Source organism: Acinetobacter sp. X9 (assembly GCF_054889255.1).
This window is the reverse complement of the sequence record NZ_CM142679.1, coordinates 1,368,935-1,392,244: the sequence shown is the minus strand read 5'-3', so window position 1 is coordinate 1,392,244 and position 23,310 is coordinate 1,368,935. Positions and strand designations below refer to the sequence as shown.

The window sequence follows — 23,310 nt, the reverse complement described above, 5'->3', positions numbered from 1 at the left end:
ATTAAAAAGTGAGTTTCATTTAATTGCAAAAAACCGCATAACAATTGCGGTTTTTTGCAGTCAACGACATTTTTTAAAATCTAATACTTAAACTTGAGCCACTTCACGAGCAATCACCAAGCGTTGAATATCAGAAGCACCTTCATAAATCTGGCTTACACGAACATCCCGATAAATTCTCTCAACAGGGAAATCACTGACGTATCCATAACCGCCATGAATCTGGATTGCATCCGAACATACTCGCTCAGCCATAGTTGATGCAAAGAGTTTCGCCATTGAGGCCTCTTTTAAACAAGGTAGTCCCGCATCTTTTAAAGTTGCAGCATGCAATACTAGCTGATGCGCCGCTTCAATCTGAGTTGCCATATCAGCTAAGCGAAAACCAACCGCCTGATGCTGAACCAGCTCTACACCGAAGGCCTTACGTTCATTTGCGTATTGGACAGCAGCATCAAAAGCCGCTCTTGCCATACCAACAGACTGAGCAGCAATACCAATACGACCGGCCTCTAAATTAGATAATGCAATTTTATAACCTTCACCTTCTTGTCCCACCAAATTTTCTAAAGGAATCCGGCAGTCCTCTAACGTAATGGTTGCGGTGTCCGAAGCATGTTGACCCATTTTGTCTTCAATACGAGTCACCAAGTAGCCTTGTGTATTGGTCGGTACAAGAAAACACGAAATGCCTTTTTTACCAGCCTGTTTATCTGTAACCGCAAATACCAAAGCTACTTGGGCATTTTTACCACTGGTAATAAATTGCTTTACGCCATTGAGTACCCAATGGTCGCCATCTCGCTCGGCTTTACATAAAATCGCGCTCGCATCGGAACCGACATGTGGCTCAGTTAAACAAAAGCAACCTAGCCATTCACCAGAGGCAAATTTTGGCAAATAGGTTTGTTTTTGCTGCTCTGAACCGTATGCCAGTGTAATACCGCAAATCAAAGAGTTTTGTACGCTTACGATTGTCGAAATAGCACCATCGCCTGCGGCAATTTCCTCAATTGCGAGTACCAAAGATACATAATCCATTCCGGCACCGCCCCATTCATCGGGCACAGTCATCCCCATAGCGCCTAGGGCACCTAAGTCTTTTAATTCCTGAGCCGGAAATTCATGGGTCTTATCGCGATGTGCAGCAGTTGGTTTTAACTGATTTTGCGCATAGTTACGCATCATCTCCTGAACCATACTTTGTTCAGCATTTAGAATCATTTCAACATCCTTATTTTATTATTTTGCTGCCATGCGAATTGCACCATCTAGACGGATGACTTCACCATTTAAGTAAGAGTTTTCAGCAATATGCGCAACCAAACGAGCAAACTCTTCTGGTTTTCCTAAACGAGATGGGTACGGAACCATTTGCCCCAAAGCATCTTGTACATTTTGTGGCATACCCTTAAGCATTGGAGTTTCCATAATTCCCGGTGCTATGGTCATAATACGAATGGCATGTCGCGCTAGCTCACGAGCAATCGGCAAAGTCATCGCCACAATAGCGCCTTTAGATGCTGAATACGCAGCCTGACCGATTTGACCGTCAAATGCCGCAACAGAAGCAGTGTTCACAATGAAACCACGGTCCTCTTCACCTGCTTCAACTGTATTTTTACTCATTGCATCTGCTGCAAAACGCAGCATGTTAAATGTACCTGTGACATTAATATTTAAAGTCTTTGCAAATAACCCTAAGTCATGAACGCCCTCACGGCCAACTACTTTCGCAGAAGGGCCAATACCTGCACAGTTCACCAAACCATGCAAATGTCCATGTTTAACCAACACATCTTTAAAGAACTGTTCAGCAGCTGCTTCATCGGTTACATCAAGTTTTACAAAGTCAGCTTTTGGCCCTAACTGTTTTGCTTGTTGCTCGCCTGCTTCTGTATTCATGTCTACCAAGGTAACTGAAGCACCTTGCTGGACTAAATACTCAGCTGTTGCAGCACCTAAACCAGACCCACCACCTGTAATTACGAAATGTTTCCCTTGAATTTTCATTGTGTAATGTCCTATAGAAATGTTCTTTAAACTTAGTAGTGAGAGTAAAAGTTGTTGTTTTCCGATACAATTTCAAAAAGCCTCAAAATGTTTGCAGCTTTTGATCAATCCAAATTTTAAATATGCAGTATTTCACTTGAAATATATGAAGAAAATATGAGTCTTTGACATGGTTGTCCAATCTTCTTTAAGTAAAGGCACAATTTCGATTGCACTAGTACATGAAGCACTGAGTGCGGCTTATGCCAAAGGCCTAAATACACAAATAATTCTAAATAAAGCAGGCATCCCCGCTGAATTACTGATGTCTCCAAAGGCACGTGTGCCTGTTACAACCTATGCCCAATTGTGGATAGAGCTTGCCAATGCCATGAACGATGAGTTTTTTGGGATGGATAGCCACCCCATGCGTCGTGGAAGCTATAAATTACTGACTAAACTCGTCAGTACGGCTGAAACTTTAGAAAAAGCACTCTATGATATTTTGAAGTTTTTTAACTTTGTTCTAGATGACATGCATGGAGAACTCATTCGAGAGCAAGACAAAGCTTATTTAGTGATTCATGATCATGAACAACCTAAACGTATGTTTACCTACGCAACCTTTTTAATATTAGTACACGGACTTATGTGCTGGTTGGTAGACCAGCGAATTGGTTTAAATACTATTATGGTACGTTGTGCTAAACCGAACGATATTCAGGACTATTTAGTTCGTTTTGGTGAAGATATTCAATTTAATGCTGAGATAAATCGAGTTGAGTTCGATGCCCACTATTTAGATATTAAAATTAAAAAAGATAAAAAAGCGCTTTATGATTTTTTAGAGCAAACTCCGCAAAATCTTTTAGTTCGCTTTAAAAATGAAAATGCCCTGAGTGTACTTATTCGTCGCCATTTATTGAAACTCCACCCTGCACAATGGCCCGAACTTAAAGATGTAGCTCACCAACTCAATATTTCAGAAGCCACCGTTCAACGTAGACTGAAACATGAAGGTGTAAGCTATCAACAAATTAAAAATGAAATCCGCTGTGATATTGCTGTTCAACGCTTAAGCAAAACGAATGACTCAATTCAAGATATTAGTGAAGATTTAAGCTTCCATGACCCAAGTGCCTTTCACCGTGCTTTTAAAAAATGGACTGGCGTCAGCCCAGGTGCATATCGAGATAATTTAACTGGGCACAAGCAATAACATATACATCGAATGAAGCGTGAGGTATTAGAGTTTAAGCTTATGATATTTATGTCTTTTAAATTCAATATTTCAGATAAACGCATTATTTAAAATTTAATAATGGTCATAAAAACAGTGATTTATAATTCTATTCAAACTTTTATCTTTCAAACTGATTTATAAATCAAAATAACTAAGTTTATAAGCCTCTAAACACGTGAAAGGATGATCTCCTATTTCATTTCGGTTTTATTTTTATCATGTCTTTAAAATCAAAATTTTCTCTACCAAAGACTTTGTTGGCATCAACATTGGGGTTTGTATTTACTTCATCTGCTTTTGCAGCAATTCCGACTACGCTTAAGCTTGATTATGCTTACTATGCACCAACCAGTTTAATCGTTAAAGATCAAAAACTTCTCGAAAAAGCACTGCCAAATACCCAAATTAAATGGGTTTTTAGTCAAGGTAGTAACCGCTCATTAGAATATCTCAACAGTAACAGCATCGATTTTGCTTCTACCGCTGGATTAGCTGCTGTATTAAGTCGAGCGAATGGTAGTCCAATTAAAACGGTTTATGTACAAAGCCAACCGGAATGGACCGCGCTTGTTGTCGCAAAAAATTCACCAATTAAAAGCCTAAAAGATTTAAAAGGTAAAAAAATTGCAGCCACCAAAGGAACCGATCCTTTCTTATTTACACTACAAGCACTAGATACAGTCGGTTTGAGTAAACGTGATGTACAACTGGTTCATCTACAACACCCAGACGGCAAAACTGCATTAGAGCGTGGCCAAGTAGATGCTTGGGCTGGACTTGATCCATTAATGGCTTCTGCTCAAATTCAATCGGGTGCCAAATTGCTTTATCGTAATGTTGGATTTAATAGCTATAGTGTACTGAGCGTTAAAGAAGATTTTGCAAAGCAAAGCCCTGAAGCGGTAGAGGCCGTTATTAAAGCCTATGAACAAGCCCGAAAATGGGCAAAAGCCAATCCAGATAAAGTGGCAGCACTTTTAGCTCAAGAATCAAAACTTCCTCTACCTGTGGCTAAACTACAACTGAGCCGAACCAACTTCGATCAAAGCATTCCATCAGCAACTCAAGCACAAGCGCTAAAACGTTCTGGGAAAATTTTGACTGAAGAAGATTTGGTTAGAAAGGGTACTAACGTCAATCAAGTGGTTGATCAGTTGCTAGACCCACGTTTTGCTCAAAAAGTCGTGAAATAGTATATGAGTGATTCACTTAACAAAGCTGAGCTAAATCACTTCTTAGCTCAGCAGGCTTTAAAATCTGAGAAAAAGCATCTAAACCATAAATTTACACTGTGGTTTAAAGCGCTACTCATTCCACTTATCTTTTTAACGGCTTGCGAGTTTTTAGTCAGAAATGGCTATATCGATGCTTATCTACTGCCTGCACCTTCTAGTTTATGGCAATCTTTTTTAGATTTAGCTCATAGCGACCTGTTTGCCCATATTTATATTAGTACATGGCGTGTTCTGTTGGGCTTTATTATAGGAAGCGGTTTAGGTTTAATTTTTGCGATTTGGGTTGGATTAAGTAAAGAAGCAGAAGCTTATTTAGAACCAACTTTTTCAGCAATTAAATCAATTCCAAGTCTTGCTTGGATTCCCCTGTTATTGCTTTGGTTAGGAATTGACGAAGGTTCTAAAATTACATTGATTGCAATCGGAGCATTCTTTCCAACCTATACCAATACAGTTGCAGCAATTCATAATGTAGATAAAAAGCTCATTGAAGTTGGAAAAGTTTATCGGCTTAATGCTTTTCAGCGGATTATATCTATTATTTTACCGGCAGCCTCTCCGGGCATTTTAACGGGTTTACGCAACAGCTTAAGCTTATCGTGGATGTTTATGATTGCAGCTGAACTGATTGCAGCTACTCAAGGGATTGGCTATTTACTCAGTGATGGCCGAGAAACGTCTCGACCAGATATTGTTATCATTGCAATTATTTTATTGGCGCTATTGGGTAAAGTAACCGATACCTTAATGAAACTCATAGAAAACTGGTTGTTACGTTGGCGTGATACGCTACAAAAATAACTTTAAATCCAGCATGCCAAAGTGACTCGATCATTTTGGCCATAGTCTTGAATAGTTTTAATTTGGCTAAAACCATGCTCTGTGAAAATATCTCGAACAGCCTGTCCCTGATCATAACCATGCTCTAGTGCAATCCAGCCTTGCGGTTTTAACCAGTTTTTGCCTTGAGCAATAATAATTTCAATATCAGCCAGTCCCTGATGGTCTGCAACCAATGCACGGCGCGGTTCTGTTGCCAAAGCTTGCATGTGTTCATCTTCAGGGTCAATGTACGGTGGATTAGAAACAATTAAATCAAACTTTTGTGGTTCAAGTGCGTCAAACCAAGCGCCGCAGGCAAATTTCACACGTTGCAAATCATATGCTTGTGCATTTTCTTTTGCGACTTCTAAAGTAGGCGCATAAATATCAGTTGCCGTGACTTGCCAATCTGGACGTTCACTTGCTAATGCAAGCGCAATTGCACCTGTTCCCGTTCCCAAATCAACAATATTTGCAGTATTTGGCAAATTTAGATTTAAAACGGTTTCAACTAGAACCTCAGTATCCGGACGTGGTACTAAAGTATCAGATGTTACTTTTAAATCGAGTGTCCAAAATGGCTGTGAACCCGTCACATAAGCTAAAGGCTCACCATTTTGGATACGTTCAAGACCAGCCAAGTAATCTTGCTCTTGTTGGGCAGTTAACTCTTGCTCAAGTCTAAACTTTAATTCAAGCGAATTGATTTTTAGAAAATGCTCAAGTAACCAAGCATTTTCTTGCCGTTCATAACTGTCAGGCTCACCACGAATTGCAAGCGCTTGAGCAATATTCATTAGCCGCCATTTTCCTGTGCAAGCATCGCAAGCTGATCTGCCTGATATTCACGATGTAAGCTATCGAGCAATTCAGTCAAATCACCTTCCATAATGGCATCTAACTTATATAAAGTTAGGTTAATACGATGGTCCGTCATACGCCCTTGTGGGTAGTTATAAGTACGGATACGTTCAGAACGGTCACCAGAACCGACCAAATCACGGCGCATTTCAGAAGTTGCTGCATCGGCTGCTGCACGTTTAGCATTTTCTAAACGCGATACTAACAATGCCATCGCTTTAGCTTTGTTTTTATGCTGTGAACGTTCTTCTTGGCACTCAACGACTGTACCGGTTGGAATGTGAGTAATACGCACGGCTGAATCGGTTTTGTTAATGTGCTGACCACCCGCACCAGATGCACGGTAAGTATCGATACGTAAATCTGCCGGATTAATTTCAACGTTGGTATCAACATCAATTTCAGGCAAGATCGCAACTGTACATGCTGATGTATGCACACGACCTTGTGATTCAGTTGCAGGAACTCGTTGTACACGGTGAGCACCACTTTCAAACTTTAAGCGACCATAAACGCCATCACCATCTACACGGCAAATAACTTCTTTAAAGCCACCATGCTCGCCTTCATTTTCAGAAAGGACTTCAATACGCCAGCCTTGTGTCTCGGCATATTTGCTGTACATACGGAACAAATCACCAGAGAAAATCGCAGCTTCATCACCACCTGTTCCAGCACGGATTTCTAAATAAGCCGCATTAGAGTCATTTGGATCTTTTGGAATCATCAAAATATTGAGCTGGCTTTCTAATTCTTCAAGCAATGTTTTATTGGCTTGAATTTCTTCTTCTGCCATATCTTTAAAGTCTGGGTCCGACTTCATCATTTCAGCAGTTTCAATATCTTCTTCTGCTTGACGGTATTTGCCCCAAACTTCGGTAATTTCAGATAAATCACTATGTTCACGAGACAATTTACGGAAACGTTTGTTATCGGAGATCACTTCAGCATCTGCAAGCAATGCAGTAAGTTCTTCATGTCGATCACAGAGTTGATCAAGTCGTAAACGGAGTGACGCTTTCATAAGAGGAAATATCTCAAAAGTCCAAAAAGCTTATCGAAGGCTATGTAAGTATAGAAGATAAGCAAAATCGTAAAAATAGCGCATAGTTTACAGATTATGCTGCTTAAATGACATATATAATCAGCCAATTCATCAACTTTCCCAATAAGTAGAGGCGTATAAATATAATGATTTCGAATAAGATTTATTACTTGCCTATAATTTGGCTGTTCTGTAGAAAATAATAAGTCATCTTTTTTACTCTATAGGACAATAGAGGCTTTGTTTAAAAACCTCTTTGCTCAGCCTAGTTATTTTAATTTTTCTAATAATGTTTTGCCCACCAAAACAGCCGACGCCGGATTTTGCCCTGTAATAAGTTCACGGTCCACTACTACGTTTGGAGTCCATGCAGTGGTATTGCTTTGATACTTACCGCCAAGTGACTGTAAAGCCGTTTGTGGATAAAACTTCATTTCTCCACCTTTTAATAAAGCTTTAGCCTGCTCTTCTTCTTGATTACTAATCACCGTCATCCGATAACTTTTATATATCCATTCGCCATTTTTTACTGGCTTGCCTTGTTCGAGTTGACCAACTACTTCCGAGGCATTAGGTAAAGTAGACATCAATGCAATAGGACCATGACAGACCAACGCAGTAGGTTTACCAGCTTTATGGAAAGCTGTAAGTATTTTTCCAAGTTGTTTATCTTTTAATAGATCTTGCATAGGCGCATGCCCACCTGGAATATAAATAGCATCAAACTGACCCACACCAATTTGTTCAATACGAGATAGGCTCACAACTGGAGAATCTTGAGCAGATGTTAATTTTAGATCATGCAATAAATCTGCATATTGCTTTAATGCTTTTTCATCTTGGTTAAAATACATCGCATTATTCGATGATTCATCTAAGGTTGGAGCTTTCCCTTTTGGTGTAGCGAAAGTTACTGTATGGCCTGCATCTAAAAGCATTTTTGTAGGTTGCATCAACTCATTTAAGTAAAAGCCTGTTTTAAAAATATGACCTTTTTTCAGCTCTAATTGGGCTTCATCAGACAACACAACTAACACATGAGCAGCATTTGCACTGAATGCTGCTAGAGCAGTAACTACTGCAAGCATTATTTTATTTAGAGATTTCATCATTCGACCTTCATTCCAACCATTTGCTGGATTTATATTTTGGATAGATATATTCTATTTTTGCCAATCAGGTAGATAAACAACCACCTTTGCAAATCTTTTTTGCGTTTGAGGACTAAATGTCACGTCAATTTGACCATCTTGCCGATATTGAAGTGTTTTTAATTGTGGCGGAGAAGCTTTCTATTAGTGCAGCTGCAATTTATTTAGCAACAACTCCTTCAGTCATTAGTAGAACAATTACGCGGCTAGAGAAAAAACTTGGCATTCAGTTTTTTAGAAGAACAACTCGTCATTTGAGCCTGACTGAAGCTGGTCAACTTTATTATGAAAAGATGCAACATGCATTTCAGTTAATTGACCATGCAGAGCGTGCTATTCAAGGTAAGCAACTGCAAATTTCCGGCAAAATTAAATTAAGTGTACCCACTACCTATGGACACTATCGCCTTCCAGAATTACTACAAAAATTTCTTTTGCAATATCCAGATATTCAAATTGAAGTCAGTATTTCTAATCGAAACGTCGATTTAATTGCGGAAGGATTTGATTTAGCTATTCGTCAAGGTCAGCTTCCTAGTAGCACTCTCATTGCCAGACCTTTGGAGCTTGCCCCTCTTCAACTTGTTGCCTCACCTGAATATTTAAAACGTATGGGTGTTCCTCAAACCTTGGAAGACTTAAACCATCACCAATGTATTGCCTTTGAATTACCGAGCACAGGTAAGGTCACTCCATGGTTTTTTAAAAATGGTGATAATGAAATTCAATGGATACCATCAAATCGGATTTTAGTAAAAGAAGATATTTTGGGAGTAGTTTCTCTTGCTGAAAGTGGATTAGGAATATGTCAGAGTTATAGCTTTATTGTTAATGAAAAGATCCGGCAAGGAAAATTGCAGCCCCTACTTGAGGGTTATGCAGGTCACACACGGCCCTTTTCTTTACTGTACGCACAACATAAACATATGTCGTCTGCGACAAGAGCTTTAATAAATTTTCTATGTTCTGATCGTGACTAACCCCGTCAAAACTAAATAAAGCTTAATTTATCTATATGAGTATTAAATATTCTATTTTAATAGAAAACATACAAACCAGACACTAAACTGCAATAATCAAAAGATGGTTCTCCATATTTGGGGAGAAGTGTTTTGTTACATTTGCCGTAACAAAAGATATAGGGTCCTGCAACTAGGGACACGGAGTCAAAAATGAAATTAAATGCTTGGTTATGTAGCGCTGTTCTCGCAACTTCAATGGTTACTGTGGCACATGCTGACAATACAACACATGTAGCAGCCGCTTCTGCTTTAGGTAGCGTAGCAGGTACTGCAATTGGTAAAAGCATGGGCGGTACATCTGGCGCAACAATTGGTGCTGCTTTAGGTGGTGCTGGTGGTGCAGCTGTTGCAAGCGATCGTCGTAACCGTACTGAATCTGCGATTGGCGGTGCTTTAGGTGGTGGTGCTGGTTATACGGTTGGTAAAAGCATGGGCGGTACAAATGGTGGTTATGTAGGCGCTGCTTTAGGTGCTGCGGGTGGTTCTGCTTTAGGTAATAAAATTTCTAAAGACCGTTATACAGAAAAATCTTCTAAACACTGGAAGAAAAAACACCGTCGTCATCACTAATCAAATTTGACGAACAGATATTTAAGCACCTTCGGGTGCTTTTTTATTATGAGTGATAAAAGCTAATTTGTCGTATGCTCATGGTTTATCCACAAATTAATACAAACACTACAAACAGACACAAAACACTTGTATCACCTTTGGTGTTCTCCATAATTATCACGAAATTTTTTATTACATTTACCCCAAGATAAAGATAACTGTCCTTCCAGTAAAAAGGACATGGAGTTCTAAGATGAAAATGAATATTTGGTTGGCTAGTGCATTAATTGCAACATCTTCAATGGTAACAGTTGCACATGCTGACAATGGCACACGTGTTGCTGCAACCTCTGCTTTAGGTAGTGTAGTGGGTACTGCAATTGGTAAAAGTATTGGTGGTACCTCAGGTGCAACAATCGGTGCTGCTTTAGGTGGTGCTGGTGGTGCAGCAGCAGCAAGTGATCGTCGTAATCGTACAGAAGCTGCAATTGGTGGTGCTTTAGGTGGTGGTGCTGGTTATACAGTCGGCAAAAATATGGGCGGCACCAACGGTGGATACATCGGTGCAGCAGTAGGTGCAGCTGGTGGTTCTGCATTAGGTCGTAAAGTTGCTGAAGATCGTAACTACGATGACCGTTATGACCGTGATCGTTACGATCGTGATGACCGCAGATATTACGATGGTGACCGTCGTTATTATAAAGGTGGTAGCCGTCGCCATGACAATGGCTTACACCGTGGTTGGTATAAAAACCGCTAATTCACAGATAAATCAAAAGAGCACCTTCGGGTGCTTTTTTATTTATAGCTAAAAATTAATATCGAAAAAAAACGATATACATCACATCCTATATATCGTATTATTTCGATATATCCTTATTCGAGAATATCGCATGCGATCACTTCAAGATACCAAGTTCTCTATTTTGGAACTTGCTCCTATTCGTAATGATAAAACCATCGAATTCTCATTACGTCACGCATTAGAATTAGCACAACATGCAGAAAAACTAGGTTATGAACGTTTCTGGCTTGCTGAACATCACAACATGGATGGTATCGCAAGTTCCGCTACGGCCGTCTTACTTGGTTTTATTGCAGCACATACACAGCATATTCGCTTAGGTTCAGGCGGAATTATGCTTCCTAACCATGCCCCTTTAGTTGTCGCAGAACAGTTCGGGACGCTTGCTACTTTATATCCAAATCGTATTGAACTTGGTTTAGGCCGTGCTCCTGGTACAGACCAACTTACCATGCGAGCTTTACGTCGTGGTCATCAAGAAACAGAAGATCAGTTTCCAAGAGATGTTGTCGAAATCCTAAAATATTTCGATGCACCTCAAGCAGGACAAAAAATTATTGCAACACCGGGGCAAAGTACCCATGTCCCAGTTTGGTTACTTGGATCTAGTCTATTTAGTGCACAACTCGCGGCAAAACTTGGACTTCCCTACTCATTTGCATCACATTTTGCACCACGTATGTTAGGTCAAGCGATTCAACTCTATCGAGAGAACTTTGAACCTTCTGAGTATCTAGATAAGCCATATGTTTCAATGGGTGTACCTGTTGTTGTAGCAGATACAGATGAGGAAGCACAGTTTCTAGCAACAAGTGCTTACCAACGCGTATTAGGTTTAATTCGTGGAGAAAGCTTAAAGCTGAAACCACCAGTTGAATCAATGCAGGGATTATGGAATACAGCAGAACAACTTTCTGTCGAAAACTTTTATGCAATGGCGCAAATTGGTTCTGTAGATACGGTTCGCTCTGGCTTACAAAAGTTATTAACGACGTATGATGTTGATGAATTTATTTTTACATGTGATGTATACGATACAGCTAAACGTTTAGAAAGCTTTACACAACTCATGAATGTAAAAACAGGATTATAAAATTCTACTTCAAGCTCCCATACTTGAATTGATTTCGAGTATGGGATGACCATCTATCTGAAAAGACTTTACCCCAACTTCCTGCTTGGTTATTTATATTAAAACGATAAAAACATCATGATTTAAAAAACCAAAAGGACTTTTGGAAAATGAGTATTAATATTAAAAATAACACTTCAAAATCAGTAATTTTTCAGAATATCTCTCAAGATTTCGAAGATTTTACTGGTCAAGTGATTTCCTCAACATCAATTAAAGAGTTTGACTTTTCACATTCATCTGTCGCGATTATTGGTACAAATCAAGATAGCGTGACTCATCTTGAAAAAATCTGTCAGCAAGCAAAATTTGTGACTGTCTTCCAAATCACTCCTCATTTTATTTTGCCCCATAGTCAGATGGGTACGCATAAGTTAATTACTCACCCACTTATTATCAAAAACCGCAGGTTATTTAATAATCGTGTTAAAAGCATTCTGGCATTACGTTTTCTAGAAATTCAAGTAAATGAACCATGGCTTAAGCGTCTTTTGACTCCCAATACTGCAACTACGAAAAAAGTATTTTTTAAATCCGACAGTTATTATGCAGCACTTCAGAAACCCAACTGTAAATTGCAAACATGGCCAATTGTTAAAATTACCAATAGATCTATTCACAGCATGGATGGTATAGAACAACCCGTTGATATTATTATCAGAGCAATACCATAAAAGTAAAAAAAGCATGGTTTTAGGCCATGCTTTTTTATTTACTCATATTTTTGCAAATTACCATGATCATCGTAATGCAAAATGATGCGCTGTTTTTCTTGCAAATCATTTAGCATGTCGGAAGTAACTGAAAATTGGGCCGCTAATAATTCTACAGAACTATTAGGTGCCTTAGCACGTCGGTCCTCACCACTAAACCTAATCCAGTTATAACTTGCCCATAAAATTAAAATAAGCGCGCTAATTCCGATCATTAATGCTAAATGTAATAAGGTCTTAACTTCTGATAAGTGGTCTACCCAGACGTAATCATAAATTAAGTGACCTTCAAAAACCCATAAAAACAGTGAAACCAATGGGAAAAGCAGCCACATTAAACAAATCCAGCCAATGGTTTGTAATGTATAGTTTGCTGTTTTATTTTTGACATATTCCGGCTGATCAATATATTCAGGGATATCTAAAGTCTCTATATCCTTATTTTCCTCAAGTTTCATGGGTTATCTCCACGGAAGCCTCGATCTGGACTTACCCAACGGGCACGTTTTTTTGTGTTAAATAAAGTTTTTGGTACCGCAACGACACTTGTGAACAAAGTCAGTAGCCAGAAAAATAACGGGTACCAAATCACCCAAAAGTAATTTCTAAAAAAACGCCCTCGGTCATAACGATGATCAATCCACAAACTCACTAAAAACTGGATCAAACATGTTCCGCCTAGTATTACACCGTACCACTGTGGCATAAGCGTTTTGATCTGCCATTGCTGAGGCAGCTCAATAAACAATCCCACAAAAAATAGCGTGAAGATCATGATCATCACATAAGACCAGATAATACTGACTAGCGCCTCAATCATGACTGGCCACATTCTTCGAACACGCAGTTTGAACATTTGTGGAATATATTCTATAAGAACCTCTACTCCACCTTGCGCCCAGCGAAGACGTTGTTTCCATAGCCCCTTGAATGTCTCAGGCATATAGATGTAACAAAGCGCTTGTGGAATATACTGAATATCCCAATGGTCGAGCTGTAACTTCCATGAAATATCAATATCTTCGGTAATTTTATCGTCTGACCAAAACCCGACTCGAGCGAGTGCAGTTTTACGAAATGCTGCAATCACACCAGATACGGTAAAAATACGACCATATGTACGTTGTGCACGTTTAATCAAACCAATAATCGAAGAAAACTCACCAACTTGTAATTTTCCTAAAATACTAGATCGGTTTAAAATTCGTGGATTACCAGTTACAGCACCAATTCGCGGGAAGTTAATAAATGGTTGCATTAACCAAAGTACCGCATGCGGATGCAACAACGCATCTCCATCGATACAAACAAGATATTCGTATTTACTAACCAGTACTCCCGATCTTAAAGCTACGGCCTTACCCTGATTTTCTGCTAAGTGTACAACCCGAAGTCGTGAATCTTGCGCTGACAATTCATCTAGAATTTCGGCGGTCCTATCACTACTTCCGTCATTAACAGCAATGACTTCAAAATTAGGATATTTGGTTTGTAGCGCATAACGAATTGTTTGGCGTACTTGCGCTTCTTCGTTAAAACACGGAATGATGATACTGCATCCTTCACCTGTAGGTTCAGGAAGCGCTTGTTCGCGGTATTCTCTTTTAAAGAAAAACCAAAGTCCCCCTACCATCCATGTCCAAGCCATCAGTAAGGGATATAAAAAGGCAAAAGCAAACAGAATATCGAGTAATACCCTCATTACTTTTTCCCCTCTACCAATCCAGCAAAAGACTGATACATCACAGGGCTAGCATTCAGACTAAGCGGATTATATAAATATTGATGAACATCTTTTGATTTTTCAAAGTCATAGCCATCAATACCGAATTTCTGGATTCCTACTCGCTGAATAGAAAATAGTCCTTGCTGAACCTCTTCCCAAGCATTTTTTTGCGAATTTTCTGGTAATACTAAAGTCAGCATTATTCTTTGCTTATCATTTTCATCAAGTGTATTTAATAGCGTTAACAACTGATTAAATTGTTTTTTCTTACCAATCACATCAAACTTCAAATTGACTAAGTCATGTTGCATTAAAAGTGTTTTTATAAGCTCAGGTAGATTTTCCACATGATCTAAATCAGGTGTAAGCAATAAACTAAACTGCGCCTGATTACTCATATTTAAATAAGGTTTTACCGCTTTTTTAGTCAGTTGACTCAGTTGTTCGAGCTGTTTTGATTGCCCAATACAACTTTCTTGCACTGTTATTTTTTGCATTGCGCAATTTAAAGATGATCCTGCATTAAGCTGAATACCACTTAAATTACTGTTAAAACGCGCAATATCTTTAGCTAAATCTACAGTTAAAAATGGTTTATTTTTTTGCGGATAAGCAGGCAACTCTAATATTACCGATTGGCCTGCGCGAGTTTGAGCCTGCCATAAACTACGGTTTAAAATATCTTGTTGAACAGACATTTTATTTGTAGGGAAATAAGCTACATCATATTGCCCATCTCCATCTTTGTCTTCCAAAGGCTTTAAGATTAAAGCGTTGTTTTTTAAGCTATACAATTTTGATAACAACTGCCCAAGTTTTTCATCAGTTTGAGCATTTTGTTGTGCTGCTAAGTGCTTTAAATCCATACTCACAAAATGACGCGATTGCTTAAATAAATCTGACTCTTCAAAGCTCAGAATATTTAACATGCCTTCTGTCAGTTGTTCGGCTGTAGGGTTATCAATGACTAAGCTACGCTTAAAAGTTGAGTCACTCACGCGATTCATACCATCACGTCCCAAACTGAATGAAAACTGGAAACCTGCCTGTTGTGCTAGCTTCTCTAACTGTTCATTCACGGCGCCATAAGGCCAAATAATTGCTTTAGGGTTAACCCCTACTTCTTTTTTCAAAACTGTATAAGATTTTTTTAAATCCTGCAAAATACGTTGTTGATATTCCGCATCGGTTTCATAACGTGATTGCGATTTTAAATAGGCATAAGAAGTTGCAGCAGGTTGCTCATTACCTTGAGGATTGGCTAATACACCATGATGCAAATCATCACTATGGCTTGCAAACTCGGCTAACCCCGATGCTTGCATTTCACGAACTTGAGCCCAGTTCACCAAGTTACCTTGACCATAGGCTTCATAACCCGCTTTTGTATTACCATTTAACCAACTTGTTGGAAGAGCAAAAACTGCTGGAATCTGATATTGCTTCAGCAAAGGAAATACTCGGCTATAACTACTTAAAGCACCATCATCAAAGGTCAGTAGAATAGAGTTATGAGGTAATTCTTTACCTTGCTTACGTGCCTCTTCAATGTCTTTTAGACGAATCGGTTTCCAATCCGACTGACTAAGCCAATCGAGAAACTGTGCCAGATTATTGGTCTGAATCGCATAAACATCGCGGTCACCTTCCTTGAGCACATCATCTCGCACATCATGAAAAGTTAAAGAAACCGTATGGTTTTTTGGTAGTTCAGTTTCAATGCGGGCATAGGCAAATTGTACGGGTAATAACGTTGAGGCAAACACACAGCTCAACATTTTTGACATCATATTATTCATTAAAAACGCCCTTCAAATCCGAAAATACCGTAGGTATGTTGTTCATCATGACCATCGTATGGATGGTATTGCCAACCAATTCCATAATTAAGTTGCCAAGTCCGTGAGAGCTGCCATTGATGTTGATATTGCAAAGAGTATGTTGGTCGAGCTGAGTAATCTGCTTGTTTATATAGCCCTACTCCAGCTTCAAAATGTTGTTTAAATGAGCGTTCGTACTCTCGCCAAGTGACCCAGTCATGGCTTAAATTCAACTCGGCACTGTAATGATTGCTTGGGCTAAAGTAAGCAGTCTGATCTTGGCTATTGCTGCCATAAAATCCACGAACGGTTCCGTAAGTAATATGGTGAGGCGCATCAAATAATCGCTCACGCCAAAAAGTAGAAAATTCTTGTTGTTTATTACCGTCACTTATATCGGTTAAGCCATAGCTCGCTCCAATTTGGCGTGACTCATCTTTTTGCCATGTCAAAGCAGCACGGTAAGCTTGTCCATCCTCACCAGCATCAATTGCTTGTAATGGAATATTAGTCTGACTGTCATATTGCAATTGATATTGCCAGTGGTCGTTTAACCATTGCGACCAATCAAGACGAACACCTGCTTGGCCACCATCTGCACTTTGCGACAAAATTGCCGACAATGCCTTACGGTTTGCTTGCCACTCAGCACCAACACCGTAACGTTGGTCATGCACATCACCAAAACGGTATTCACCGTAACGATCTTGATGCCAAGCAAATAGACGATAATTATCTTTAATCCAAGGGCTATTAACACGAGTTTCCATTTCTCGATCTTTTAAGCCATTTTGCCCACTCACAGAATCGCTATTTTCTGCTTTACTCTGGCCCCAAGTCGTTGAGTGCGAGATGGTTGCTCTATCACGATCATCCAACTCTTTTCGACTTTTAACTACACCGCTATCTTCAGGATAATATTGCAAAAGACTTTCTGTACTTTTGCGCCACTCAGGAATATCCCCTAAAGTCTGAGCATTTTGCATCTGGTTAATTCGAGTATCTTTGGCAACTGGTGTTAAGCCATTTAAACGAGCAATTGTTTGTTTGGACTGTAAAGGTTTATCTCTCCAACGCTCAACACGAGCCAAATTATTAATTAAACCTTCGTTGGCAGGTGCAAGATCTACTTGTTTCTGGAAGTGTTTTTCTGATTGATCCAAATGATTTGCATAAGCTAAATGCATACCTTGTAAAGCAATATAATCATCACGATCAGGGTGGCTCGATTTATCCACCCCTTTCGCTTGACTATATTTATATGTAGGAATTAACCGATCAACATCACTTAAAAGTTGTTCAGCTTGTTTATATTTTTCTTGTTCAATATATGAGTAATACAGTCCAGTATATACCGTCATATCTGAATAGTTTTTTTCAGCAAGCAAGGTTTTAAAAGCGAGTTCAGCCTGCTGCGGTTGTCTTTCAGCTAAATAACTATCAGCAATCGCATGACGAACATAAGCCGGTAGTTTTTCTAACGGTACATTTAATTTAGTAAATTCATCTAATACCGTACGGCTACGCCCACGAAAGTCCAAAGCATATAAATAGTCATAATGAAATCTTAAATAATTAGGGTCTGACGGTTGAATCAAAGGCTGTATTTGCTCACCTTGTTTCAACACAGCATCAAGTTCGGCAAAGCCTTCACTGTCCGACATGCCTTCCCGATTCAAATATTTATAGCGAGTAATTGCGTTATTTACACGTTGAGAAAACTCGCTGACTTTTAACCAGTGTTGTAACGATTCTGTTTGCGTATTTTTATCGCTGGCAAGCAGCAACTGCTGAGCTTTTTTATAAGCGCCTACAGCCGCCAAGTCGTAACTATATTCTTGCAAAACCGCAAAAGATTTTGGTTGTTGTTGATAAGCTTGCTCAATTGCAGATAAAGCATCTACAGGTGAATTAATGAGTCGATATGCATAAGCAATTTGAACAAATTGATCAGCTGTAAGATTTTTACTCTTAATACCAGATAAATGCACCTTAGCATTTACAGGGTCTTTAGCCTCAGCATATAGAACCGCTAATAAAATCTGCCCATCAGATGTCTTTTGAATATTAAATTTATTCGACCAATCAATTGCATCTTTAAAGTGTTTAAAATCACGAAAATTACGAATTAATGGTAGCTGCCCATATTCTGGAAAATTCACATAATTAACATTTGCTAAATGCTGAGAAAAGGTTAATAAATCTCTTTTTTCACTTGACATGACAACTAAATAATCAGCTAGTAATTTTTGGTCATGCGGGTACTTATTTAGCAATTGTTCTAATTGCAATATTGCTTGTTGAGTTTGCCCAGTTTTGTAAGTGTGAATAGCTTGCTCTCGCAATTCATCTACTTGAGCCGCATATAAATTAAGAGGCAAGATATATACCAATGAAAAAACACATTTTTTTAGCATTTTGATAATCGGATAGTCCCATATCGAGGTGGGAAATTATAATTAAAATAAAAAATCAATCACACAAAGCAAAAATAGTGTGACTTATTTAACATTTTTAATTATTAAATATTTTTTTACATAGCTTTTCTAAATAGTTAGCAAAATTAAATAATTAGAGTTTTTGCCCAATTTCAAATTTATACATTTCTTTTCAATATTGTTATTTTATTTCACAATAGACTTGTAAAAACTCAACAGCCTGATAACTAATAAAAACCTTTTAATAACTTTTTGTTTTATATTTAAAACTTTTCTGTGCTATTTATAACCACTCAATTTACTCATTATTAGATATATAAATTGAATGGTTAAAATAAACATTTGATTAAATTAACCAATACGACGTTTTAATCCCGTCATTTGTAAAATACGAGTTGAAATCTCTTCAATCGACATTTCGGTCACGTTTAAATATTTAATGCCTTCTGAAATATAAATCCCTTCAATTGCTCTTAGCTCCATTTGGCATTGGCTAAAACTTGCATAACGGCTATTCGCTTTACGTTCACTACGAATTGCGACCAAACGCTCAGCATCAATCATCAAACCAAATAACTTGCTACGATGAGCTCTTAATACTGCTGGTAAACGGTTATCATCTAAATCTTCTTCAGTTAATGGATAGTTTGCAACGCGAATACCGAATTGAAGAGATAAGTAAATAGAAGTCGGTGTTTTACCCGAACGGGAAACTCCAATTAAGATTAAATCCGCTTTATCGTAATGACGAGTACGTGCCCCATCATCATTATCAAGCGCAAAATGAACAGCATCGATACGGGCTTTATAATATTCAGAATCGGTTACAGCATGAGTCTGCCCGACCAATGTTGTTGGTGGCGTTCCAAGTTCTTGTTCAAGTTTACTAATTAAACCTTCAAACACATCCAGATTAACCGCTTTAGCCGTATTAATAATCTCTCGCACATGCGGATCGACTAAAGTATCAAATACTAAAGGTAGGCAACCGTCTTTGGTTTGGCATCGATTAATCTCAACCACCACATCCATTGCCGCCTCTTCAGTTGTAATATACGGCATGATGTGAATATCAAAATCTACATTGGGAAATTGTGCTAATAACGAATGTCCAAGAGTCTCGGCAGTAATTGCAGTTCCATCAGAAATAAAAAAAACACTCCGCTTAAATTGTTTACTTTCTGACATTAAAATTCTCCTTAAACATTTGTCTTAGTGCTATATAATCTTTATAGTAAACTGATCTTACATGACTGTCGCTTAGTATAATTCTCAACTAAGCACTTTATTTTTATAATTTCATGCCAAGATAGACATTAATACTGCAAAAGTGGAGTGAAAACTTTGGAAGCGCGCGTAATCGGTCTAGAAAAATTAGGGAAACACGATGTCGAACTCGTAGGTGGGAAAAACTCATCTTTGGGTGAAATGATCAGCCATTTATCAAATGCTGGTGTATCGGTACCTGGTGGCTTTGCAACTACTGCTGCTGCCTATCGTGAGTTCTTAGACCAAAGTGGTCTTAACGCTCGAATTCAAGCAGAACTTGCTCAACTCAACGTCGATGACGTAAATGCTCTTGCAGAAACAGGCGCTAAAATTCGTCAATGGATTGTAGAGACTCCACTCACTGCAACCTTAGAACAAGAAATTCGCGCCGCTTTTACAGCACTTTCTAACGGCAACCCTGATATCGCGGTTGCCGTTCGTTCATCTGCAACTGCTGAAGATTTACCAGATGCTTCATTCGCGGGTCAACAAGAAACTTTCTTGAATATTCGCGGTATTGATAACGTACTTATTGCGATTAAAGAAGTATTTGCTTCTTTATATAATGACCGTGCAATTTCTTACCGTGTGCATCAAGGTTTTGATCATGACATCGTTGCACTTTCAGCGGGTGTTCAGCGTATGGTTCGTTCTGAAACTGGCGCTGCGGGTGTAATGTTTACACTTGATACAGAATCTGGTTTCCGTGATGTTGTATTTATCACTGCCTCTTACGGTTTAGGTGAAATGGTTGTACAAGGTGCCGTTAACCCAGATGAGTTTTACTTATCTAAACCATTATTAAATGCAGGAAGACATTCTGTTTTACGTCGTAACCTTGGCTCTAAACACCAAAAAATGATTTATGGTGAAGAAGGTTCTGCGGGTAAATCTGTTGTTGTTGTTGATGTTGAAAAACAAGATCGTCAACAATTCGCTTTAAATGACCATGAGTTACAAGAGTTAGCTAAACAAGCGCTTATCATTGAGCAGCATTACGGTGCTCCAATGGATATCGAATGGGCAAAAGACGGTGATGACGGTCAAATTTATATTGTTCAAGCCCGTCCTGAAACTGTAAAAAGCCGCCAAAATGTAGGCACTATGGAACGCTACCTTCTCAAACAAAGAGGTACTGTTCTTTGTGAAGGTCGTTCAATTGGTCAACGTATTGGTTCTGGTAAAGTCCGTATTGTTAACTCAATAAAAGAAATGGACAAAGTTCAAGAAGGCGACGTTCTTGTATCAGATATGACCGATCCTGACTGGGAACCGGTAATGAAACGTGCTGCTGCAATTATCACTAATCGTGGTGGTCGTACATGTCACGCAGCAATTATTGCACGTGAACTTGGTGTACCAGCGATTGTAGGTTGTGGTAACGCAACAGAAGTATTAACTGATGGTCAAGAAGTAACAGTTTCTTGTGCTGAAGGTGATACAGGTTTCATTTACGAAGGTGCATTAGATTTCGAAGTTCAACGCAACTCAATTGAATCTATGCCTAAGCTTTCGTTCAAAATTATGATGAACGTAGGTAACCCTGACCGTGCATTTGACTTTGCTCAAATTCCAAATGAAGGTATTGGCCTTGCTCGTCTTGAGTTCATCATTAACCGTATGATCGGTGTGCACCCTAAAGCCCTACTCAACATTGATAGCCTACCTCGTGAAACTCGCGCTGCGGTTTTAACTCGTACAGCGGGTTATGCTTCACCTGTAGATTTCTATGTTGAAAAACTGGTTGAAGGTATTGCGACTCTTGCTGCTGCATTTGGTGACAAGCCAGTGATCGTTCGTATGTCTGACTTCAAGTCAAACGAATACGCAAACTTAATTGGTGGTAAGTTATACGAGCCTGAAGAAGAAAACCCAATGCTCGGTTTCCGTGGTGCAAGCCGTTATGTATCTGATAACTTCCGTGATTGTTTCGAATTAGAATGTCGCGCACTTAAGAAAGTTCGTGATGAAATGGGTCTAACCAATATTCAAATCATGATTCCTTTTGTACGCACAGTATCTGAAGCGAAACGTGTTATTGAATTACTTGCACAAAATGGCTTAAAACGTGGTGAGAACGGCTTAAAAGTAATCATGATGTGTGAATTACCAACTAACGCTCTGTTAGCTGAACAATTCTTAGAGCACTTCGATGGTTTCTCTATTGGTTCTAATGACTTAACACAGTTAACGTTAGGTCTTGACCGTGACTCAGGTATTGTTTCACACTTATTTGATGAACGTGATGCAGCTGTTAAAGCTCTTCTTTCAATGGCAATCCATGCCTGCCGTAAAGCAGGTAAATATGTAGGTATCTGTGGTCAAGGTCCTTCAGACCATCCAGATCTTGCAAAATGGTTAATGGAACAAGGTATTGAATCTGTCTCTCTTAACCCAGACTCAGTTTTAGATACATGGTTCTTCCTTGCTGAAGAAAAAATCAAGCAAATCTAATATGTTATAAAAAAAGGCCCATCCGTGGGTCTTTTTTCATCTTTAGAATAGAGAATTTTCATTTATGCAAATTTACTTGGCACGTAATAATCAACAAGCTGGGCCTTATACTTTAGAACAAGTAAATCAAATGTTGGCTAGCCAACAAATTTTGTTAACTGATTTAGCTTGGCATGAAGGCATGACAGAATGGAAAGCTTTAGGAGAATTAACCCAAGGTAAACTTGTATATCAACCTATCGGTTATTCTGTACCTACAATAAATACGAATACATCAACTAATGAAACTATTCGTCAAATTCGTGTAGAACCTAAAGTTCATGAACTTGCGTCTATTCCAGCTCGGGCTTTAGCAAAAATTATTGATTTATTGCTTTGGTTACCAATCGCTGCAATTCCTTCTTTTTTCTTTAATGAAGCTCAATATAAGCAATTATTCGAGCTGCAAAAACAGATGCAATCTGCCGAAGTCGCATCGACTAAAGCTGCCGAATTGCAACAGCAACTTTTTACTTTAATTCCAATAGAAGCTTGGCATTCAATGCTTCTTTACGTCGTAATTATGCTTGCAATTCAAGCCGTTCTTTTAACAAAGTTTGGTCAGAGTATAGGCAAGAAAATAGTCGGAATTAAAATTGTAGATGCTGAGGACAATAGCAAGGTTAATTTAACTCGCATCTTCTTATTAAGAAGTATTGTTTTTATCATATTAAACTTACTGTTTATGCCGATCAGTACAATTATTGACTACGCTTTTGCATTAGGACAAAAGCGACAAGCTTTACATGACAAAATCGCAAGAACAAAAGTGATCAAATGATAGTGAATGACTCATTCATTTAATGTCTAAAAAAAGAGGAGGCACCCCGCCTCCTTTTTTCTATAGTGAGTTGATATTTAAATAAAAGCTCTATTGAAAATAGATACCCTACAAAAAAAATCGGGTTTTAAAACAATTATTTCAGCCTACTTTATGTATAGCTTAGTTTGTCGATATGAGGCATAATGCCCTACAACGTAGCGGTGTCAT

The 23,310-nt window shown here is 38.7% G+C and carries 20 protein-coding genes; 10 read left to right on the top strand and 10 right to left on the bottom strand.

Going from position 1 to position 23,310, the window contains the following annotated elements; genetic code table 11:
* Positions 1–87: 87 nt before the first annotated feature.
* Both ACYU0V_RS06610 and ACYU0V_RS06605 read right to left on the bottom strand, forming a co-directional pair.
* A complete protein-coding gene (locus tag ACYU0V_RS06610; protein WP_461849488.1) occupies positions 88–1,224 on the bottom strand; it encodes an acyl-CoA dehydrogenase family protein in 1,137 nt (378 codons plus the stop codon).
* An 18-nt stretch (positions 1,225–1,242) separates the two neighbouring features.
* Positions 1,243–2,013 (bottom strand): 3-hydroxyacyl-CoA dehydrogenase, encoded by a 771-nt coding sequence (locus tag ACYU0V_RS06605; RefSeq protein WP_461849487.1) that lies wholly within the window; start codon positions 2,011–2,013, stop codon positions 1,243–1,245.
* A gap of 169 nt (positions 2,014–2,182) precedes the next feature.
* On the opposite strand from ACYU0V_RS06605, the gene ACYU0V_RS06600 reads away from it, so the two are divergent.
* The 3 genes from ACYU0V_RS06600 to ACYU0V_RS06590 all read left to right on the top strand — a co-directional run bounded on the left by ACYU0V_RS06600 (position 2,183) and on the right by ACYU0V_RS06590 (position 5,271).
* On the top strand, positions 2,183–3,211 hold the full coding sequence (locus ACYU0V_RS06600; protein WP_032054158.1) for an AraC family transcriptional regulator: 1,029 nt from the start codon (positions 2,183–2,185) through the stop codon (positions 3,209–3,211).
* Positions 3,212–3,453: 242 nt separating this feature from the next.
* A complete protein-coding gene (locus ACYU0V_RS06595) occupies positions 3,454–4,428 on the top strand; it encodes an aliphatic sulfonate ABC transporter substrate-binding protein (protein WP_461849484.1) in 975 nt (324 codons plus the stop codon).
* A 3-nt stretch (positions 4,429–4,431) separates the two neighbouring features.
* On the top strand, positions 4,432–5,271 hold the full coding sequence (locus ACYU0V_RS06590) for an ABC transporter permease (RefSeq protein WP_002119681.1): 840 nt from the start codon (positions 4,432–4,434) through the stop codon (positions 5,269–5,271).
* 2 nt (positions 5,272–5,273) lie between these two features.
* On the opposite strand, the gene prmC is transcribed toward ACYU0V_RS06590, so the two are convergent.
* The 3 genes from prmC to ACYU0V_RS06575 form a co-directional block, all read right to left on the bottom strand.
* Positions 5,274–6,089: a peptide chain release factor N(5)-glutamine methyltransferase gene (gene prmC / locus ACYU0V_RS06585; protein WP_461849482.1), complete on the bottom strand. Its 816-nt coding sequence runs from the start codon at positions 6,087–6,089 to the stop codon at positions 5,274–5,276.
* Positions 6,089–7,177: a peptide chain release factor 1 gene (gene prfA / locus ACYU0V_RS06580; protein ID WP_002119588.1), complete on the bottom strand. Its 1,089-nt coding sequence runs from the start codon at positions 7,175–7,177 to the stop codon at positions 6,089–6,091. The genes prmC and prfA overlap by 1 nt, the downstream gene beginning before the upstream one ends.
* A gap of 290 nt (positions 7,178–7,467) precedes the next feature.
* A complete protein-coding gene (locus ACYU0V_RS06575) occupies positions 7,468–8,307 on the bottom strand; it encodes a type 1 glutamine amidotransferase domain-containing protein (RefSeq protein WP_461849481.1) in 840 nt (279 codons plus the stop codon).
* Positions 8,308–8,426: 119 nt separating this feature from the next.
* On the opposite strand from ACYU0V_RS06575, the gene ACYU0V_RS06570 reads away from it, so the two are divergent.
* From ACYU0V_RS06570 to ACYU0V_RS06550, 5 genes are all read left to right on the top strand, one after another.
* A complete protein-coding gene (locus tag ACYU0V_RS06570) occupies positions 8,427–9,329 on the top strand; it encodes a LysR family transcriptional regulator (RefSeq protein WP_063099163.1) in 903 nt (300 codons plus the stop codon).
* Positions 9,330–9,521: 192 nt separating this feature from the next.
* On the top strand, positions 9,522–9,941 hold the full coding sequence (locus ACYU0V_RS06565) for a glycine zipper domain-containing protein (RefSeq protein ID WP_002119685.1): 420 nt from the start codon (positions 9,522–9,524) through the stop codon (positions 9,939–9,941).
* A 235-nt stretch (positions 9,942–10,176) separates the two neighbouring features.
* Positions 10,177–10,683: a hypothetical protein gene (locus tag ACYU0V_RS06560; RefSeq protein WP_002119687.1), complete on the top strand. Its 507-nt coding sequence runs from the start codon at positions 10,177–10,179 to the stop codon at positions 10,681–10,683.
* A 133-nt stretch (positions 10,684–10,816) separates the two neighbouring features.
* The gene (locus ACYU0V_RS06555) at positions 10,817–11,821 is read left to right on the top strand and encodes an LLM class flavin-dependent oxidoreductase (RefSeq protein WP_461849480.1); all 1,005 of its coding nucleotides are present in this window, start codon (positions 10,817–10,819) and stop codon (positions 11,819–11,821) included.
* 149 nt (positions 11,822–11,970) lie between these two features.
* A complete protein-coding gene (locus ACYU0V_RS06550) occupies positions 11,971–12,534 on the top strand; it encodes an NAD(P)/FAD-dependent oxidoreductase (protein WP_262727890.1) in 564 nt (187 codons plus the stop codon).
* 38 nt (positions 12,535–12,572) lie between these two features.
* Here ACYU0V_RS06550 and pgaD read toward each other — a convergent pair whose 3' ends face one another.
* From pgaD to ppsR, 5 genes are all read right to left on the bottom strand, one after another.
* Positions 12,573–13,031: a poly-beta-1,6-N-acetyl-D-glucosamine biosynthesis protein PgaD gene (gene pgaD, locus ACYU0V_RS06545; RefSeq protein ID WP_005073598.1), complete on the bottom strand. Its 459-nt coding sequence runs from the start codon at positions 13,029–13,031 to the stop codon at positions 12,573–12,575.
* A complete protein-coding gene (gene pgaC / locus ACYU0V_RS06540; RefSeq protein WP_014207132.1) occupies positions 13,028–14,275 on the bottom strand; it encodes a poly-beta-1,6-N-acetyl-D-glucosamine synthase in 1,248 nt (415 codons plus the stop codon). The genes pgaD and pgaC overlap by 4 nt, the downstream gene beginning before the upstream one ends.
* Positions 14,275–16,098 (bottom strand): poly-beta-1,6-N-acetyl-D-glucosamine N-deacetylase PgaB, encoded by a 1,824-nt coding sequence (gene pgaB, locus ACYU0V_RS06535; RefSeq protein WP_461849477.1) that lies wholly within the window; start codon positions 16,096–16,098, stop codon positions 14,275–14,277. The genes pgaC and pgaB overlap by 1 nt, the downstream gene beginning before the upstream one ends.
* Positions 16,098–18,536 carry a poly-beta-1,6 N-acetyl-D-glucosamine export porin PgaA gene (pgaA, locus tag ACYU0V_RS06530; RefSeq protein ID WP_461849475.1) on the bottom strand — a complete coding sequence of 813 codons (2,439 nt, stop codon included), beginning with the start codon at positions 18,534–18,536 and terminating at the stop codon, positions 16,098–16,100. The genes pgaB and pgaA overlap by 1 nt, the downstream gene beginning before the upstream one ends.
* A gap of 372 nt (positions 18,537–18,908) precedes the next feature.
* Positions 18,909–19,745, bottom strand: coding sequence for a posphoenolpyruvate synthetase regulatory kinase/phosphorylase PpsR (ppsR, locus tag ACYU0V_RS06525; protein WP_002119749.1), 837 nt, complete (start codon positions 19,743–19,745; stop codon positions 18,909–18,911).
* A 147-nt stretch (positions 19,746–19,892) separates the two neighbouring features.
* Here ppsR and ppsA point away from each other — a divergent pair, with 147 nt between their 5' ends.
* Both ppsA and ACYU0V_RS06515 read left to right on the top strand, forming a co-directional pair.
* Positions 19,893–22,280 (top strand): phosphoenolpyruvate synthase, encoded by a 2,388-nt coding sequence (gene ppsA, locus ACYU0V_RS06520; RefSeq protein ID WP_005803576.1) that lies wholly within the window; start codon positions 19,893–19,895, stop codon positions 22,278–22,280.
* A gap of 64 nt (positions 22,281–22,344) precedes the next feature.
* Entirely contained in the window at positions 22,345–23,100 is a 756-nt protein-coding gene (locus tag ACYU0V_RS06515) for an RDD family protein (RefSeq protein WP_002119677.1), read from the top strand.
* Positions 23,101–23,310: the final 210 nt, after the last annotated feature.

Excerpts from the sequence above, each read along its gene's own strand:
- ACYU0V_RS06610 (WP_461849488.1), bottom strand. The coding sequence starts at position 1,224 with ATGATTCTAAATGCTGAACAAAGTATGGTTCAGGAGATGATGCGTAAC.
- ACYU0V_RS06605 (WP_461849487.1), bottom strand. The coding sequence starts at position 2,013 with ATGAAAATTCAAGGGAAACATTTCGTAATTACAGGTGGTGGGTCTGGT.
- ACYU0V_RS06600 (WP_032054158.1), top strand. The coding sequence starts at position 2,183 with ATGGTTGTCCAATCTTCTTTAAGTAAAGGCACAATTTCGATTGCACTA.
- ACYU0V_RS06595 (WP_461849484.1), top strand. The coding sequence starts at position 3,454 with ATGTCTTTAAAATCAAAATTTTCTCTACCAAAGACTTTGTTGGCATCA.
- ACYU0V_RS06590 (WP_002119681.1), top strand. The coding sequence starts at position 4,432 with ATGAGTGATTCACTTAACAAAGCTGAGCTAAATCACTTCTTAGCTCAG.
- prmC (WP_461849482.1), bottom strand. The coding sequence starts at position 6,089 with ATGAATATTGCTCAAGCGCTTGCAATTCGTGGTGAGCCTGACAGTTAT.
- prfA (WP_002119588.1), bottom strand. The coding sequence starts at position 7,177 with ATGAAAGCGTCACTCCGTTTACGACTTGATCAACTCTGTGATCGACAT.
- ACYU0V_RS06575 (WP_461849481.1), bottom strand. The coding sequence starts at position 8,307 with ATGAAATCTCTAAATAAAATAATGCTTGCAGTAGTTACTGCTCTAGCA.
- ACYU0V_RS06570 (WP_063099163.1), top strand. The coding sequence starts at position 8,427 with ATGTCACGTCAATTTGACCATCTTGCCGATATTGAAGTGTTTTTAATT.
- ACYU0V_RS06565 (WP_002119685.1), top strand. The coding sequence starts at position 9,522 with ATGAAATTAAATGCTTGGTTATGTAGCGCTGTTCTCGCAACTTCAATG.
- ACYU0V_RS06560 (WP_002119687.1), top strand. The coding sequence starts at position 10,177 with ATGAAAATGAATATTTGGTTGGCTAGTGCATTAATTGCAACATCTTCA.
- ACYU0V_RS06555 (WP_461849480.1), top strand. The coding sequence starts at position 10,817 with ATGCGATCACTTCAAGATACCAAGTTCTCTATTTTGGAACTTGCTCCT.
- ACYU0V_RS06550 (WP_262727890.1), top strand. The coding sequence starts at position 11,971 with ATGAGTATTAATATTAAAAATAACACTTCAAAATCAGTAATTTTTCAG.
- pgaD (WP_005073598.1), bottom strand. The coding sequence starts at position 13,031 with ATGAAACTTGAGGAAAATAAGGATATAGAGACTTTAGATATCCCTGAA.
- pgaC (WP_014207132.1), bottom strand. The coding sequence starts at position 14,275 with ATGAGGGTATTACTCGATATTCTGTTTGCTTTTGCCTTTTTATATCCC.
- pgaB (WP_461849477.1), bottom strand. The coding sequence starts at position 16,098 with ATGAATAATATGATGTCAAAAATGTTGAGCTGTGTGTTTGCCTCAACG.
- pgaA (WP_461849475.1), bottom strand. The coding sequence starts at position 18,536 with ATGCTAAAAAAATGTGTTTTTTCATTGGTATATATCTTGCCTCTTAAT.
- ppsR (WP_002119749.1), bottom strand. The coding sequence starts at position 19,745 with ATGTCAGAAAGTAAACAATTTAAGCGGAGTGTTTTTTTTATTTCTGAT.
- ACYU0V_RS06515 (WP_002119677.1), top strand. The coding sequence starts at position 22,345 with ATGCAAATTTACTTGGCACGTAATAATCAACAAGCTGGGCCTTATACT.